This is a genomic window from Marivirga arenosa (genome assembly GCF_030503895.2).
Taxonomy (GTDB): domain Bacteria; phylum Bacteroidota; class Bacteroidia; order Cytophagales; family Cyclobacteriaceae; genus Marivirga; species Marivirga arenosa.
In genome coordinates this window covers 804,817-821,861 of sequence record NZ_CP129970.2, presented here as the reverse complement: position 1 = coordinate 821,861, position 17,045 = coordinate 804,817, and the positions used below count along the sequence as shown (strand labels likewise).

At 32.4% G+C, this 17,045-nt stretch carries 17 protein-coding genes; 16 read left to right on the top strand and 1 reads right to left on the bottom strand.

Annotated features, from left to right (window positions below; translation table 11 throughout):
- The first annotated feature begins 6 nt into the window (after window positions 1-6).
- The 4 genes from QYS48_RS03580 (at window position 7) to QYS48_RS03565 (ending at window position 6,344) form a co-directional block, all read left to right on the top strand.
- Window positions 7-630: a 2OG-Fe(II) oxygenase gene (locus QYS48_RS03580; RefSeq protein WP_308357547.1), complete on the top strand. Its 624-nt coding sequence runs from the start codon at window positions 7-9 to the stop codon at window positions 628-630.
- A 90-nt stretch (window positions 631-720) separates the two neighbouring features.
- Window positions 721-2,076: an aminotransferase class I/II-fold pyridoxal phosphate-dependent enzyme gene (locus QYS48_RS03575; protein WP_308357546.1), complete on the top strand. Its 1,356-nt coding sequence runs from the start codon at window positions 721-723 to the stop codon at window positions 2,074-2,076.
- Between the two features lie 255 nt (window positions 2,077-2,331).
- Window positions 2,332-4,749, top strand: a complete 2,418-nt coding sequence (locus QYS48_RS03570) for an outer membrane beta-barrel family protein (protein WP_308357545.1) — start codon at window positions 2,332-2,334, stop codon at window positions 4,747-4,749.
- A 149-nt stretch (window positions 4,750-4,898) separates the two neighbouring features.
- On the top strand, window positions 4,899-6,344 hold the full coding sequence (locus QYS48_RS03565; protein WP_308357544.1) for a trypsin-like peptidase domain-containing protein: 1,446 nt from the start codon (window positions 4,899-4,901) through the stop codon (window positions 6,342-6,344).
- Between the two features lie 38 nt (window positions 6,345-6,382).
- On the opposite strand, the gene QYS48_RS03560 is transcribed toward QYS48_RS03565, so the two are convergent.
- On the bottom strand, window positions 6,383-7,354 hold the full coding sequence (locus QYS48_RS03560) for a zinc dependent phospholipase C family protein (RefSeq protein WP_308357543.1): 972 nt from the start codon (window positions 7,352-7,354) through the stop codon (window positions 6,383-6,385).
- Between the two features lie 200 nt (window positions 7,355-7,554).
- On the opposite strand from QYS48_RS03560, the gene rpsT reads away from it, so the two are divergent.
- From rpsT to QYS48_RS03500, 12 genes are all read left to right on the top strand, one after another.
- The gene (gene rpsT, locus QYS48_RS03555; RefSeq protein WP_013455209.1) at window positions 7,555-7,809 is read left to right on the top strand and encodes a 30S ribosomal protein S20; all 255 of its coding nucleotides are present in this window, start codon (window positions 7,555-7,557) and stop codon (window positions 7,807-7,809) included.
- A gap of 109 nt (window positions 7,810-7,918) precedes the next feature.
- On the top strand, window positions 7,919-8,623 hold the full coding sequence (gene radC / locus QYS48_RS03550) for a DNA repair protein RadC (RefSeq protein WP_308357542.1): 705 nt from the start codon (window positions 7,919-7,921) through the stop codon (window positions 8,621-8,623).
- Window positions 8,624-8,637: 14 nt separating this feature from the next.
- Window positions 8,638-9,006, top strand: a complete 369-nt coding sequence (locus QYS48_RS03545; RefSeq protein WP_308357541.1) for a hypothetical protein — start codon at window positions 8,638-8,640, stop codon at window positions 9,004-9,006.
- 88 nt (window positions 9,007-9,094) lie between these two features.
- Window positions 9,095-9,619 (top strand): acyl-CoA thioesterase, encoded by a 525-nt coding sequence (locus QYS48_RS03540; protein ID WP_308357540.1) that lies wholly within the window; start codon window positions 9,095-9,097, stop codon window positions 9,617-9,619.
- Window positions 9,619-10,107: a hypothetical protein gene (locus QYS48_RS03535; protein WP_308357539.1), complete on the top strand. Its 489-nt coding sequence runs from the start codon at window positions 9,619-9,621 to the stop codon at window positions 10,105-10,107. Before QYS48_RS03540 ends, QYS48_RS03535 begins: the two co-directional genes overlap by 1 nt.
- A gap of 209 nt (window positions 10,108-10,316) precedes the next feature.
- Window positions 10,317-10,841 carry a hypothetical protein gene (locus QYS48_RS03530; protein WP_308357538.1) on the top strand — a complete coding sequence of 175 codons (525 nt, stop codon included), beginning with the start codon at window positions 10,317-10,319 and terminating at the stop codon, window positions 10,839-10,841.
- A 10-nt stretch (window positions 10,842-10,851) separates the two neighbouring features.
- Window positions 10,852-11,133, top strand: a complete 282-nt coding sequence (locus QYS48_RS03525) for a hypothetical protein (RefSeq protein WP_308357537.1) — start codon at window positions 10,852-10,854, stop codon at window positions 11,131-11,133.
- Window positions 11,134-11,153: 20 nt separating this feature from the next.
- Window positions 11,154-11,417: a hypothetical protein gene (locus QYS48_RS03520; protein ID WP_308357536.1), complete on the top strand. Its 264-nt coding sequence runs from the start codon at window positions 11,154-11,156 to the stop codon at window positions 11,415-11,417.
- A 4-nt stretch (window positions 11,418-11,421) separates the two neighbouring features.
- Window positions 11,422-11,712 (top strand): transcriptional regulator, encoded by a 291-nt coding sequence (locus QYS48_RS03515; RefSeq protein ID WP_302103653.1) that lies wholly within the window; start codon window positions 11,422-11,424, stop codon window positions 11,710-11,712.
- Window positions 11,713-12,147: 435 nt separating this feature from the next.
- Window positions 12,148-12,861, top strand: a complete 714-nt coding sequence (locus QYS48_RS03510; RefSeq protein ID WP_308357535.1) for a tetratricopeptide repeat protein — start codon at window positions 12,148-12,150, stop codon at window positions 12,859-12,861.
- A 94-nt stretch (window positions 12,862-12,955) separates the two neighbouring features.
- Window positions 12,956-14,968: a carboxypeptidase-like regulatory domain-containing protein gene (locus QYS48_RS03505; protein WP_308357534.1), complete on the top strand. Its 2,013-nt coding sequence runs from the start codon at window positions 12,956-12,958 to the stop codon at window positions 14,966-14,968.
- Between the two features lie 124 nt (window positions 14,969-15,092).
- Window positions 15,093-17,030 carry a tetratricopeptide repeat-containing sensor histidine kinase gene (locus QYS48_RS03500; protein ID WP_308357533.1) on the top strand — a complete coding sequence of 646 codons (1,938 nt, stop codon included), beginning with the start codon at window positions 15,093-15,095 and terminating at the stop codon, window positions 17,028-17,030.
- Window positions 17,031-17,045 lie beyond the last annotated feature (15 nt).

Genomic DNA, 17,045 nt, shown 5'->3' with positions numbered 1-17,045 from the left:
GTAGTCATGAAAAATGAGCAGCAAAGTTTATTACATGCTATTGATGAACTAAGTCAAAATGGATATTATATATGGGATGATTTTCTTTCCCCAAAGGAAGTCGAAGAACTGATTTTAGCTATTCAAAAAGAAAATGATTCTGGAGAATTCAAGAAAGCAGGAATTGGAAAACAATCACTCTTTCAGTTAGATAAGTCTGTGAGAGGAGATTTTATTAAATGGTTAGATCGATCAACCGAGCATGTATCCGTTCAAAATTTTTTAGATAGAATTGAAAAAATTAAATCCAGTTTAAACGAATTTTGCTATTTAGGTTTAAAAGATTTTGAGACTCATTTTGCTATTTATCCTGAGAATACGTTTTATAAAAAGCATGTCGATCGTTTTCAAAAAAATGCTCACAGAGTAATTTCTTTTGTACTCTATTTAAATCAAAATTGGCAAGAGAAAGATGGGGGTGAATTAGCTATTTATTTAAAAAACAATACTCATATAGTTCAGCCAATTTCTGGTAGATTGATCTTATTTCGAAGTGAAATAGAACATGAAGTATTAATGTCTTATAAAAAACGTTATAGTATCACAGGTTGGATGTTAGATAAAGATATGAGTTTAACATTTCTTCCTTAAAATAGTATTAATACCCAAATAAATTGCTTTTAGAATTAGTGTTTAATAATTCTTTAGGTTATATATTTTTTTTAACCAAAATTTTACAAAATGTCTAAAAATTTAAATTCCACAAGGAAGCGTTATCATTTGTTCGAAGATGAGCAAATTGACCACATGTATTTTGATATGTCTACAAGTGGTGAAGTAGATGCAAATAAATATTCATTATATAATTTCACTGGTGATCCAAAACTGGAATATGCAGAATGGGAAAGTAGGCTAGATATGATGAATAGCTGGTTTTCCGATATGAAAAATAGCAAGCGCTTTTTATACGAAAGAGAATCCATCGATGGTTCTAAAATTATTTCAAGTGTTGTTGATCCGGAAACAGGTGAAATTCGCAAAATGCTAAATTTTGCGTCCAATGATTATTTAAATTTAACACAGGACAAAAGGATTTGGAAAAACGTCAATGATATTATAAGCCAATATGGAGGAGGCGCTGGAGGAGCTCCTTTATTAAGTGGTTCTATGCGTATTATTAAAGAATTGCAAGATCAAATATCTAAGATGAAGGGCACAGAATCTTCTATAGTTTATACATCAGGATATGCAGCTAATATTGGTACAATTTCAGGTCTTTTAGGGCATAAAGATGTTGCGATTTATGACATGTATTCCCACGCTAGTTTAATTGATGGAAGTAAAGGAGCAAATAAAAAGTTTTTCGCACATAATGATGCCAAGTCCCTTGAATCTGTTTTAAAGAATATTCAGAATAAATACATCAATAAATTGGTAGTGGTAGATGGGGTTTACTCCATGGATGGAGACATCTGTAATTTGCCCGAAATTTTAGATGTAGCGCATTTTTATGGTGCTTGGGTATTAGTAGATGAAGCCCATGCTACTGGTGTGATTGGTAAAAATGGTAGAGGAACTGTTGATTATTTTAACCTGGAAGGTAAAGTTGATATTATAACTGGAACTTTAAGTAAATCTGTAGGTGCAGTTGGTGGATTTGTTTCAGCATCTGAAAAATTAATTAATTATTTAAAATACAATAGTAGATCCTACATGTTTTCTACTTCACCCTATTTACCAGCAGTAGCAGCTTCATTAGAAGCCTTAAAGTTAATTGAGCAAAATGAAGCTGGACAAGATCAGCTTTGGCGAAATATTCAATATGTAAAATCTCGATTACTAAATGCAGGTTTTAATATTGGTAATGCTGAAACTGCTATTTTCCCAATTATAATAGGAGATGATAATAAGGTGAAAGAAATGACCTATAGATTACATCAGAAGAATATCTTCGTAAACCCTGTACCTTACCCAGCAGTACCGAGAAAGCTTACGAGAGTAAGATTGACTGTTACAGCAGGTTTCAGTAAGGATCAACTAGATTATACTTTAGATCAAATTGAGGAAATTGGCCGAGATTTGAATATAATTAAATAGCGAAAGGGATGGTTTAAAACCATCCCTTTTTTATTGCTCTTAGATTTCATCCTACCATTTGTATTCAAATATAAATTGTACGCTTTTATTGAAACACAGTGTTCGTTTATGAACAATAATATCTTTGGTTTTTGATAAAAGCACCTCTCAACACTCATTTTAGCCATTTACAGAATATGGCACATTCCATGCACCTTGAGTTGGCATAAGCGCATCTATTAACTAAAGAATACGAAAATGCAAACGCTCAAGAACATGAAAACTATTTTATTACTACTAACGCTAACATTTTTAATTAGCAGTTTTGCCCTAGCGCAAACTGGCGAAATTTCAGGTTCACTAATTGATTCTGAAAATGCTCCATTGCCTTATAGCAATGTTGCAGTTTATAATTCATCAGACTCTAGTTTGGTTACTGGAACTATAACAGATCAGGCTGGTCAATTTTTAATTAAAGTAAATTATGGTAATTATTACTTAAAAGTATCTGCAGTAGGATTTGCTACATTTTTATCAGAATCATATTCTGTAAATGAATCAAATAGCAAAGTAAGCTTACCTAAAATCCAATTGAAGGATGATGTGCAAGTAATGGATGCTGTTGAGGTAAAGGCTTTACGTCCACAAGTAATTGTTGAAGCCGATAAAATGGTAGTTTCTGTTGAAGGAACCGCAATGGCTGCAGGTACATCTGCATTTGAAGTACTTGAAAAATCACCAGGAGTATTTATTGATCAAGATGGTAACATTCAATTAAATGGTCGTCAGGGCGTACAGATCATGATTGATGGCAGACGATCTTATTTGTCAGCAGCTGACTTACAAAATATGCTTCAGGGTATGTCTGCTGATAACATTAAAAACATTGAAATTATCAATAACCCATCTGCAAAATATGATGCAGAAGGAAATGCTGGAATTATAAACATTACATTGAAAAAGAATACTATGAAGGGTATTAATGGTAATTTAAATGCTGGATACAGATACAATGAGATCCATAATTATAATACAGGAATCCAATTAAATCATAAAGCAGGAGATTGGAATTCCTTTGTAAATGCAGATTTTTCTCAGAGAGGAAGAGTTAGAGATGCAGATTTTTATAGAGAAATCAATCAAAATAATGGATCAACTACAATTTTTGATCAGGATGCAAGAGAAGAAGTGTTGAGGAGATCTCCAGCTTTAAGAATTGGGACTGATTATGATATAAATGATATGCAGTCTATAGGGATTATGTTGAACGTGTATGGTCAGGAAAGAGATGGAGATTTTGATATTCAATCCGATTTAAATCAATCAGGAGTAGATCAATACGTAGAATCATTGAATAATATGAATACAAGCTTTTTGAATTCTCAAGCAAATATGCATTATGTGCAAAAGCTTGATACAAATGGAACCAAATTATCAGCCGATTTTAATGTAGTAAAGCTTATCAATAGAGGAGGAGCATCTTTTTCTAATTCTTATTTTACTGAAGGAAATGAAACTCCCTATCAAGTAGAAAGATTAGAGAATAATAATCCTTACAGATATGATATTTATTCCGCTCAATTAGATTTCGAAGGAAAATTTTTCGGACAAAAAATTGAGAGTGGGGTAAAAGCGAGTCAAGTAACCTCAGATAACGACCTTAAATTTTATATAATCGAAAACGGAGAAGGTGCAGTTGATGAAAACAGATCGAACCATTTTATATATACGGAGCAAATTTTAGCAGGATATACGAGCCTTTCGGGTAAACTATCAGACAAACTAACTTATAAAGCAGGTTTAAGAGCAGAACAGACTTTTTCTTTGGGGCAATCATTAACCTTGAATACTGAAACGGAGAGAAACTACTTTAACTTATTTCCAAGTTTCTTTTTACAGCATAATGTCAGTCCAAACTATCAGGTGAATTACAATTATAGTAGAAGAATTGATAGACCAGATTATGGGAACTTAAATCCGTTTGTTTTGTATTTAGACCCTTATACTTGGGCCCAAGGTAATCCATATTTAAGACCACAAATGACTCACTCTTTAAGTTTAACCCAAACTTTCATGAGACAATTCAACTTAGTTTTAAACTATGGATATACAACAGATTTCATCGCTGAAATTCCATTACAAAATCCAGAAGATGGAACTACTGTTTTTAAGCAAAGTAATTTGGATACTCAAGAAAGCTTTTCAGCAACTGCTGTTATTCCTTTCCAGCCAACTAAATGGTGGTCAATTAATGGAAACATAACTGCTTTGTATCAAGATTTCACGACTGAAGTTTTCAATAATACTGTAAATAATAAAGCAACTTCAGCCATTTTCAGAGCTAGTAATAATTTTATGTTACCAAATGATTTTAAAATTGAATTAAACGGAGATTATAGATCGAATATTGTTTGGGGAGTTTACAGCATTGCTCCACAATGGGGTGTTGATTTTGCAGTGAAGAAAAGCTTTATGGATAGTAAATTAGAGGCCTCACTTAATTTTAATGATATTTTCAGAACAAGAGTATTCAGAGGGGATGCAAATTTCAATGGGAACATAAATGAATTAAGTCAATATTTTGGTCAGCAAAGTGTTGGTTTCTCATTAAGATATAGATTCAGTAAAGGAGAAGAATTTAAAGCTCGTCAGCGCAATACAAACTTAGAAGAGTTGAACAGAGCTGGAGGATAATACAATTAGGTTAAATTAGGTTAAAAGCGGCAGCCAATAATGGTTGTCGTTTTTTTTATACAGTATTTTTGAACAGTTTTAATTGAGAACACGTAAAAACAGCACAATATTTGTATTGTTATATTGTTTATTCACTAAAGATTTTTTCTATGAATCAATATGTAAAAACAACTCTTAGCGCATTTCTGGGTGGAATAGTTGGAGCTTTTTTGGTTTTTTATTTAACTCATAATAATAACCAAATAAATAATAATACTGTATTTCAAAAACCAGCAACCGATATTTCACAAGCATCATTTGAGAATGAATCAACCAATAATGAGGTAATTAAAATACCAGATGTGGATTTTATTGAAGCTTCTAAAAATAGTAGGGAAAGCGTAGTTTACATCAAAACAATATCTGAAGCATATGGTAGAAGTTCCTGGTTAGATTTATGGCTTGGCGGTGGAGGAAGTATGCAGCAGGTTGGTTCTGGTTCGGGTGTAATCTTTCGTGAAAATGGCTATATCATAACCAATAATCATGTAATTGATGGTGCGGATGAAATTGAGGTGATTAGGAAAAAGAAAACCTACAAAGCAAAATTGGTAGGTCGAGATCCTTCTACTGATTTAGCGGTTTTAAAAATCGATGATAAAAATCTTCCAGCGATAAGAGTTGGTTCATCTAAAGATTTACAAGTAGGTTCTTGGGTGTTAGCAGTTGGTAACCCTTTCAATTTAACCTCTACAGTAACAGCTGGTATAGTGAGTGCAAAAGGGAGAGAATTGAATATTTTAAAAAGTAATTTTCCCATTGAATCCTTTATTCAAACTGATGCAGCAATTAACCCTGGTAATAGTGGGGGCGCGTTAGTAAATACTAAAGGAGAATTAGTAGGGATTAATACGGCAATTTTATCTAAAACAGGTTCTTATGCAGGCTATGGCTTTGCAGTGCCTATAGATATAGTGAAGAAAATCGCTACTGATATCATAGATTATGGAATGGTTCAAAAAGCTTTTTTGGGGGCTGAGGTTACCACTTTAGATCCTGAAATAGCTAACAGATTAGAAACGGATGATTTGGACGGTGTTGTAGTGAGTTACATCCAAGAAAATGGAGCAGCAGAGAAAGTAGATTTGCAAAAGGGTGATATCATTAGGGAATTTAATGGGGAGGATGTGAGTACTCATTCTGAATTTGAAGAAAAACTGAGTATGTTATCACCAGGAGATAAATTGTATTTAACTATCGACAGAAAAGGCAAAAGCATTCAAAAGGAATTGATTTTGACCAATAGTGAAAATACTACTGAATTACTCAAGAGAGATGTATATTTTTCTAAATCATTAGGTGCAGAATTTGAAAGTGTCCCAATGGTTGAGAAAAATTTATTGGATATCAAAAGTGGTGTAAGAGTAGTAGATGTTAAAAATGGGTTTTTCAAAAGACTCAATATTGATGAAGGTTTTATTATCACGGCTATAAATGGAAATCCTGTAAGCAATCCTAAGGAACTATCTGAAATTTTGGAATCTATTAAAGGAAAAGTAGTGGTTCAAGGAGTTAATAAAAAAGGAGTAAAAGGCTATTATTCTTATTATTTCTAGAAATGGTAAATAGGCTCTTTTTTAATGATAAGAGCCTATTAATTTTCAATACCACTTTCGTGTTCTCTCAGCTTATTGAAATCTTTTTGAGGCATGAAATTTATGATTTCGAATTCATACTTTTCATCAATTAATTTATCCAAATCAGGTTGGCCTGCATTTACCCAGGCTGTAAACCAATAATCGCCAATCATTTTAATAGCATTTCGCATTCTGTGTTCAACTTGCTTGCCTAACATTTTATGATAAGCAGTTGAGAAATCTCTTGAATAAACCTTAACGTTTGAGTTTCCTCTCATTTCGTAACTGTATTTAGCGTCATTATCAAATTTGTTGCTTAGATCTTTTTCAAATCTAAATACTGAGTCTAATGCAATGTGAGCGACAGTAATTGCATCCCAAATGGCTAACTGGGTATTTTCAATGTATTCAGCTTTTCCTATGAAAAAATCAAATTGATCAGAAAATAATTCGGGTAATCTCGATTCCCAAAAACCATGAATACCATATTGTCCACTTAGCTGACCGTTATAATTCTTGGTTGTATGTAAAGGAACATTAGCATCCGCAATGTAGTGACCTAAGTCCGTAGAATATCTGATAATATCCTCAGCATTATTTTCCTTAAATGCTTCTGTAAGTTGGTATGTAACTAAATTTACATGCCACGGAACTATTCCATAAGCTTGTAACGTATCTTCTGAGTATTTTTCAACAGCATCCTTCCAATATCTTGGCATTTTATAAACTGCGCTATCGCCATATACATCTAAATCTATGTAATGTCTGGGTGCTTCATAATCCACTGCATATCTTCTTTTATCAGGATTCACTGCATTTTCGGTAATGTACTGAATATGATGCTTATAGAAAGTAATCATTTCAGTGGGTAGGGTAAATATTGCTAATCGATTAATTTTTTGATGAGCATAGAATCCCCAATTTAATTTAGATGAAGTAAGTAGGATGAATGATAAACTAATTAAACTGATTTTGAGGAGTTTAATCATGTGAATTTGGGCTTTGGTTGAGTTTTTTAATAGATTAAGGTTTAGATTAATACCTTAATATCATACTTAGAAGTCAATTATTTCATGATTTATGAAAATTAATATTGATAATACTGAAATGATTTTGTTTAGTAAAACAAATTCACTTAAATTTGCAGTCCTAAAAAGAAAAGCTAGAAATTCAATTTATATAAATCAATATGGCAAATCATAAGTCAGCATTAAAAAGAATTCGCTCAAGTGCAGCAAGACGTTTGAGAAACAGATATCAGGCTAAAACGACCAGAACTTATATCCGTAGATTAAGAGCTACTGAAGATAAGGCTCAGGCTGAAGAGTTATTAAAAACTGTGACTTCAATGTTGGACAGATTAGCGAAAAAGAATATTATCCACAAAAAGAAAGCGGATAATAACAAATCTAAATTAGCAAAGCACGTAGCTAAATTAGCTTAAGAATTTGAAAATTTTGCCTTAAGCCTCAGCCCAAAAGCTGAGGCTTTTTTAGTTTGTGCTTATTTGATATATTATGGTTTGATTTTAATTTCAACCTTAATCATATCACATGAAAGTCAATACATATTCTGAAGTTAGTAGCATCAAAAGTTGGGCTGAAGCAGATAGGCCAAGAGAAAAATTATTGAACCATGGAAGAATGGTTTTATCTGATGCGGAATTAATAGCCATTTTAATTGGTTCAGGTACTCAGTCACTATCTGCAATTGATGTGGGTAAAAACATTTTGACTGAAGTTCAAAATGATTTGAATCAATTAGCCAAATTTTCAGTAAAAGAATTAACCAAATTCAAAGGAATAGGGGAGGCTAAGGCTATTACCATTATTTCAGCTCTAGAATTAGGGCGAAGAAGGAAAGAAGCTGAGGTTATTGAGAAACCAAAAATAACTTCCTCAACGGATGCTTATAATTTATTAAAATCAGTATTGATTGATTTACCCCATGAAGAGTTTTGGGTAATTTTTTTAAATCGAGCGAATAGAGTTATTAAGCTCAAGAGAATTAGCATGGGTGGGGTTTCAGGTACTGTAGCTGATGTGAAAATCATATTCAAAGAAGGGATTGAAAATCTAGCTTCAGGAATGATCCTGGCTCATAATCATCCTTCAGGAAATTTGAATCCTAGTGAGCAGGATATTCGTTTGACAAAAAAGATGAAAGAAAGCGGTGTCATATTAGATATACCGGTTCTAGATCACATTATTTTTACAGAACAATCTTATTATAGCTTCGCTGATGAAGCGATGCTTTAAAATTGAATAGTATTATGGACAATAATCCAGAATTAAGCGGTAAATATTTAGGAACTATTACAGAAGACTTCGTAGCAATTTCAGAAACATTGAAAGAAGCTTCTTATGTGGTTAGAAAACAAGGTTTTTCGGAATATCCTATTTTCCCTATTTGTAAAACTGAACAGCCAATAGGTCAGGTTTTAATTGGTGCTGGAGAATTAAACTTAACTTGGAATTATTTTATCACGTATCTCGATGAATTTGTGCAAAGAAAGATCGTGGATGAAGACAAAGTTGAGGAATTTAAACAGGCTTATAAAAACCCAGATGAGTTCTGCTGTTTATTTGTGATCGATACGAATATGACTAGTTTCGTTTACGTTCCATACCCTGAGGACTAAACTCAATACATTTTTAACATTAATTATTACTTAACACATCAGATTTTGCATTTGATGTTTTTATCTTTGCGCTAAATCAAATTCAACAATGGCAAAACAAGCAAAAAATCCAAAAGATACTTATACTATCATGACTGAGCTGGTATTACCTAATGATACCAATCCTCTTAATAATTTAATGGGAGGACGGCTGATGCATTGGATGGATATTGTTTCAGCCATAGCTGCACAAAAGCATTGTAATAGGATAGTGGTTACCGCTTCGGTGGATAATATATCCTTTCAACATCCTATCGCTTTAGGAGATGTAGTAACACTTGAAGCTAAGGTAACCAGAGCTTTTAGTTCTTCAGTAGAAGTCCATATTGTTGTCAAGGGAGAAAATATACCATCAGGGCGTAAATATGCCTCAAACTCAGCCTTCTTTACATTTGTTGCAGTCGACCAATCGGGAAGACCAATAGATGTACCTGAATTGGTTCCTGAAACCGAAGAAGAGAAGGAGTTATTTGAAGGGGCATTAAGGAGAAGACAATTAAGACTTGTTTTAGCAAAAAGAATGAAGCCAGAAGAAGCTACTGAATTAAAATCTATTTTTAAATTAGATCAGTAATGAATATTGAGAAAAACTTCTTAGCTAAAATATTTGAAGGAGATAAACTTTTTGTTTTCAGTGAAGAGAATACTAGTGTTGAATATAAAGATTCTACCGAGAATGATAGTATTCTTAATGAAGTAGCTGAAAAAAGAGAAGTTGTTGAATCGAGTATCCCACAATCTAAAAAAGTAGAAAAAGAAGTACTCATATTATTACCTAATCAAGTAGAAGAAGCTGAAAAGGAAACTCTTCATAAGCTATTAAAAGCTATAGGGATAGAGAAAGATCAATATGAAGTTATAAATGATCATCCTGATAGTTTACAATCGATTCAGCATTTAAAATTATTCTTGTCTTTTCATAACCAATATCTTCAATCTGAAGAATACAGTATTCTCAAAATTAATAAAGGGAATGCTATTTATGCTCATAGCTTATCGGATCTGAATACAGATCAAAATAAAAAGCTAATGCTATGGAATCTCCTCAAAAAAATCGTTTGAGAATCTTCTGGGCTGAGAAATTTTCAATACCATATATATCCTAAAAATTAAATAACCCATTTCTTTTTTTATATCCTGTTTCTAATGCTTATAGCAGTAGTATTAAAGGTGCATAGTATCTAATCATATTTTTCTATAAATTATTTATTTAATAATTAGGTTTATAATATAAACTATATTATATTTGTTATGTACTAATTTTTATAGCCATGAAAAATATTTTAAGTTTAGTATTAGTTATTGTTTTCCTAGCTTTAGGAGCTGAAAAAGTTAGGGCGCAAGGAGGGTTTGGTGGGATTCATGTTGCATCAGAATTTACACCGAACGGTAATTTGTTATTGATGGGAGGCGGTGGAGCCTGGGTAATCAATTCAAATTTTTATTTAGGTGGTGCTGGTTATGGATCAGTCAATACTTTGGGAACGAATTCAGGTGATCTTAATTCAATGGGATATGGTGGTTTTATGTTCGGTTATTATAAGGAGATTCAAAACTCATTTAAATTAGGTGCTGATATTTTAACCGGATCAGGAGGCTATTCTATAGATAATCAGGAAGATGATTTCTTCTTTATAGAGCCTAATTTAAAGCTCTGGTACTCAGTGCTTCCTTACATGCATATATCGGTTGGGGCTTATTACAGAATAGCATATCTTAATGCAGACGCTGTTTTAAATCCAAATGATTTGAGTAATGTAGGAATCAAGCTTAGTTTAAATTTTGGAATATTATAACAATAAAAAGATGGAACAAGATAATTTAAAAGTAGAAGAAAGTTTGAACATCATCTCACAGATGGTGAATACTACAAGGTATAATATAAGTGAAGATAAGATAATTTATCTAATGTGGGGTTATGCCGTAGCTTTATCAGCTATCACCCAATATATTCTTCAGTACCAATTAAATGTTGAAATGGCTTGGCTAGTATGGCTTACAATGCCAATAGCTGGAGTTGTTAATGGTATTTATTTTGGAAGAAAAAGAAAAAGGCAACAGCCTTTAGTTTTACCGATAGAGCACTAAGTTCTTTATGGAAAGTTTTTGTGGTAGCCTTAATTATATTTTTATTTGCCTCACCAGTATTAGGTTGGGATGGTATTTATCCTGTATTGATGGTTTTATATGGTATAGGTACTGCTAGTACAGGTGGCATAATAAAATTTAAAGCCTTATCCATAGGGGGATATGTAAGTATGTTTATAGGTTTAGTAGCATTCTATTTAGGATTTGAAATTCAATTGTTTTTATTAGCCTTATCGGTAATGGTAAGCTTTATCATTCCAGGTCATTTATTACCTAAAAACTAATACCATGTTTGAGCCATTAGATCCATTATTACATTCTCAATTACGCTTAGCTATAATGAGCTTATTGATGAATTTAGAGGAAGCGGATTTTAATTACATTAAAGAAAAGACTGGTGCTACGGCAGGTAATTTAAGTGTTCAGGTGAATAAGTTAAAAGATGCTAATTATATAAAGGTTGAGAAATCCTTTAAAGATAACTATCCTCACACGAGTTGTAGCATAACAGAAAAGGGTGTTGATGCTTTTGAATCTTATTTAAATGCATTAAGGTCATACATCAAACCAACAGATTAATGTTTTTTAGATCTATTAGGTTTATAAAATAAAGTAAATTATAGAATTAATTATGAGGTCAAAAGCTAAGATGGGAAGTCACGGGAGTTAGGAAAGGATAGAGTGAAATTTAAAGGACACTTGAGTATCTACTTTGTGGTTAAATTGTTCCTTTGAAACTTTTCTAGCATATAAGATCAATATATTTTTCTGTTGTGACCTACATGAGTAAGCCTTGGATGGCCATAAGCAGTGCTTTTAAATTTTTAGGAGTTTATGTAAATAATTCATTCATGTCTATATGATCATGAATATCAAAAATTGAAACAAAAGTAATAAGTAGATTTATGAATAAGAATGATTGCTAGCGTTTAGCTATTCAAGCTTCAACTATTCATAATCTAATAATCTGGAATTTTTTTTGTCAATATAGTTTATAAAATAAAGTAATTTATAATGAATAATTTAAGAATAAGTTTAGTAGTCATTTTTGTAGTGTTTTTTAATATGCAATTCAGCAATGCACAACAGAAAGATAGTTTAATGTATCAAGCCTATCTGCTTAGCAGTGAAAGTTTATGGGAGTCTGCACTTAATCAATACAGTAGTGATTTCTGGTCTATAGACAAAGCAGTTGCTTATTACGGGCTTTTGAATAATACAATGATTCATTCGAATGAAGATAAGTTTGATGAGTATGTAGAACAGGCCTTAGATTACCTTGAGACAATGGAGGAAAAAGGACTTCATACTGCAGAAGCCATAGCCATGCGTTCATCTATTTATGGATTTATAATGGCATACTATCCATGGAAAGGTATGTATTATGGTCCTAAAAGCTCCAATGCAATTGAAAAGGCTTTGAAAACGAATACTGAATCCTCCATAGTGAATATGGTGTTGGGCATCTCTTTATTTTACACACCAGAATCCTTTGGTGGAAACAAGCAGGCAGCAGTAGAAGCTTTTCAGAAATCTGTGGATTTATATGAAATACAGGGGTACAATGGATGGCTTTATCTCAATACACTTGCTAATCTAGGAAAGGCTCATCAAGCAGTTGGTCAAAATCAAGAAGCAATAAATGTATATGAAAAGGCATTGGCAGTTGAGCCTAATTTTAGGTGGGTCTCCAGTAAGCTGTTGCCTGATGCTAGGAGAAGCAAATAAAGACGAGGAATCCCCAACAGAATACATCAAGTGGTCAAATAAATAATTTTTAATGATGAAGAATTTTCTATGTGTCCTTTGTTTTTTCTTTCTTATGAGCAGTATATATGCACAAATCACAATATCTGGGAAGGTAGTTTCTATTGAAGGAGTACTTCCCGGGGCTCATCTTTGGAAGAAAAGTAATTACAAAATCAACGATGTTACGGATGCTGATGGTTTTTTTAGGATTTCAGGCTTGAAACGGGGTGATACTATAATCTGCAGCTTTATTGGATTCAAAGAATATTCATTTAAAATTGATTCATCAAAAGATAATATGCTCATAGAAATGCAATCTTTTTCGCAGCAATTGGAAATAGTGGAAGCAAAGGCCAGTGTTTTAGGAGCCGAAAATTTTGCTTTTGAAAAAATAAAGCCTTTGGATATTTATAAAAATCCTAATTCGAAAGCTGATGCCTTAGTGGCCATAACTACACAGATGTCTTCCACTACCAAAGATGAGAATGCAGCAGTTGCTTTTAGAGGGGCTTCTCCTCAGCAGACCGGATATTTCCTAAATGGAGTGCCGGTGAAAAATCCTGTGAAATATGCTCAGTTAACGAATACAGGTACATTAAGTATTTTCAATACAGACTTTCTCAAGAGTGCTACTGTCTTTCCAGGAAATCCACCAATAGAATATGGGCAAGCTACTTCTGGCACTGTAGTGCTGGAGCTTGCAGATCGTTTTCCTGAATATTGGCAACATACCGCAAGTATTTCCATGGCTAATGTAGGCTATTCTAGTAGGGGTCAGGTTGGAGAAAAATCTCATCTCGGCTTATTTGCCAATTATCAATTTGACAGAGTCTTAAAGAATGTCAATTCAGTAAATTTTCAGGACATCAATAGTTTCAATGCATTGGAGGGGGGAATCCTTTTTACTACCCATCAATCGTGGGGTTCTGTCAAGTTCTATAAGTATGGTCTAAATGATTCGTATAATTTTAATTTCGAACACCCTAGTTATCAGGATGGTTTTTTACAAGATTCTGAAAGAAGCTTAACCACCCTGCAGTGGATTCAAAATTTCGGTAACTGGCAGGCATCTATTGTGGCAGGAAATTCTTTTAATAAAAAACAATTCCAATTCGGCAATATGAATTACAATACCAGTAATACTGATCCCTATGCGGCTACAAACCTTACCTATTCTAACCAAGGTGATGTTTTTAAGTCAGGTTATGCGTACTGGGGACAGAATAGTTGGATTGTTGGCAGTGTGCCCACTTTGAATTACGCACTTGCACCTGATCATCCTTCCGTTAAGATCGATATGGATGATCATTTGGAAAGCCATGAGCTTTATGTATATGGTAGGAAGAAATGGAGGAATCAAGCCTTCGGATCAGGGGTTCGAACAGCATTTATGCCTGAAAGTAATAAGCAATTGTGGAGTTATCAATTCAACTATTTGTTAGATATAACACAAAATTTAAAGATAAAAGCCGGACACGGAAAGTATTATCAAACTCGCATCGATACGGAAAGGCAAATAATACAGCAAGCTCAAACAAGTTTAGACCTAGACTTTAAAGGAAAAAGATGGGCTATTCATCAAAGTTTTTTTCGTAATCACGGTGATTATGCCATAACAGGTAGTGAGAGTCGAGTGAGTATATTCTTAAGAAGAAAATTTCAATTAGATCAGTCTACATCTTTTTATAATCAAGAGGGTGAATGGGAATGGTTTGCCCGAACATTTATAAAATATAATCCTCTTAAAGATTGGACCTTGAATGCTTCATTTCAAGCTTTTAAAGGAAATACTTATAGGTTAGTGAGTAGTGTTATTTATCTATCAGATCTTGATGTTTATGCACCCACTGAGCGCTCTTCCATACAGTTCTTTAGCCCTTATGCTAATATTTCTATTGGAGCTAGTAAACTTTTTCAATTTTCAAATAAATTGAATGGTCTGATTTTCATTAATGTGTCAAATGTCTTCGACTTTAAAAATGAAAACTCTATAACTTATGATTTCGACTACAGTGCTTATGACCATAATTTATTAACAAGAAGAAGTTTATATGCTGGAATTATCTTTAATTTTGTCAATGATTAGTTTCAGATACAATTATCCAACAGTTCGAATTTAAATCAAATTTATCAGTATTAATCAGCTAAATAGTTCATATATAGTTTGATAAATTAAGAAATATGTAGAATATTTAATTATAATTCTATATATGTTTAAACAAGTACTGTTTTTTATTCTTCCTGTTCTTCTATTAATAAATTTCTCAATTTTCGCTCAACATCGTGCTGAGAAATTATACGAGGAATCAAATACTTGCTTTGATAATTCAGATTATGATTGTGTGGTAATTAAATTGGAGGAAATATTATCTTCCTCCGAACATGATGCTTTTTCTGAAGACTTTATCTTGAAGGTTTATCAAAAGATCACAGAAAGCTATTATCAGTTAGGTGATTTTCAAAATACATTAAAATACGTAGAAAAATCTTTATCGTTAACTTCCGGTGATTATAAACCATTTTATTATGCAGAAGCTAAGAAAGTAAAAGCTCATGTATTATGGCGAAAGGGCGAAAATGTTGCCTCTATTAATGAAATTTTAGAAAGCATTAAATCATTTGAACATCTTCATGATACTTCTAAAATTATAGAATCTTCAAATATTTTAGCAGGAATATATGTGAGCATAGCAGATTATAAAGAAGCTGAAAATATTTATGAAAAAATGCTGCAAATAGCTTTAGAGCGGAATGATTCAGCTAAGATTGCAGAGAATTATGAATATAAAGGGATCGTTAAATTTTTCGATGGGAAATTCGATTCCGCTATATATTATTACGATGAAAGCTTAAAAATTAATCAGAAGCTACAAAAGCCAATTGAAAGCTCGATCAATTTTGCAAACATAGGAGAAGCATATTTTAAAATGAATAATTATGTTCAAGCCTCTAACTACTTATTAAAAGCCATTGAGTTACAGAAAGAATATAACTTTAATTCAGGGTTAATATTTTCATTATTTACCTTAGGTAATGTGTATACTAATCAAAATGAATATGATAGCGGTCAATATTATTATGATCAATCTATCGAGTTGATGTATGAAACTGGTGAGACTAGAGAATTACAATTGGTATACATGCTAAAATCAGAAAATTTTGCTAAAAGAGGAGATTTTGAGAGTGCCTACTTAGCGTATAAAACACATACTCAGCTGAAGGATTCCATATTTAATTTGGAAAAAGACCGTCACCTGAATGAGATTAGAGTACAGTATAATTTAGAGAGAAAAGAAAATGAGAATTTACTATTAAAACTTCAGAATGAAGAAAAGGCTTTAGAGGTTGAAGCAAAACAAAGGCTAATAAATTATCAATTTGTTTTTGGAGGTTTTATCCTTATTTTTCTAATAATATCAGTTGTCTTAGCTATAAAATTAAATAGAGCAAAGCATACATTAACTGTTGCAAACAAGAGCAAGGATAAGTTATTTGGAATTATTGCACATGATTTAAAAGGGCCTATTAAAAATATTGATACAATGCTTAAACTTCTAAAAAATGAAAAGGAAGAGAGCATGAAGTCTGAGTATTTTAAATATTTAGATCAAACCGTCCATAATTTAATTGACCTTACCAATCAGCTACTTTCATGGACCTTCAGTAATAAGGGAGACTTTAACTTCAATATAAAAAATCTTGATCTGAAGAGTATTTCTAAAGACACGGTAGGATTGTTCGAATATGAACTAAGCTCTAAAAATATATCCGTTGATAATTCAATACCAGAGGAAATTAAAGTATTAGCTGATGAAAATGCTCTGCTCACCATATTTCGAAACATACTTTCAAATGCCATTAAATTTACCAAGAATGGAGGTAATATAAATTTAACTGCTGAACCTAAAGATGATTCAGTTCAAATCATTATTTCAGATAGTGGGATTGGTATGAGTGCTAATGCTATTGAAAAAGCATTACAAGGGAAACATGTAAATAGTAGCTCAGGAACGGCAAATGAAAAGGGTAGCGGATTAGGCTTTTCAATTATAATTGAATTTGTGAAAAAATTAAATGGATCACTTGATATAAAAAGTGATCCAAATACTGGTACTAAAGTAATGCTACAGTTACCAAAAGTAAAATAAGTGCTATTTAAAGTA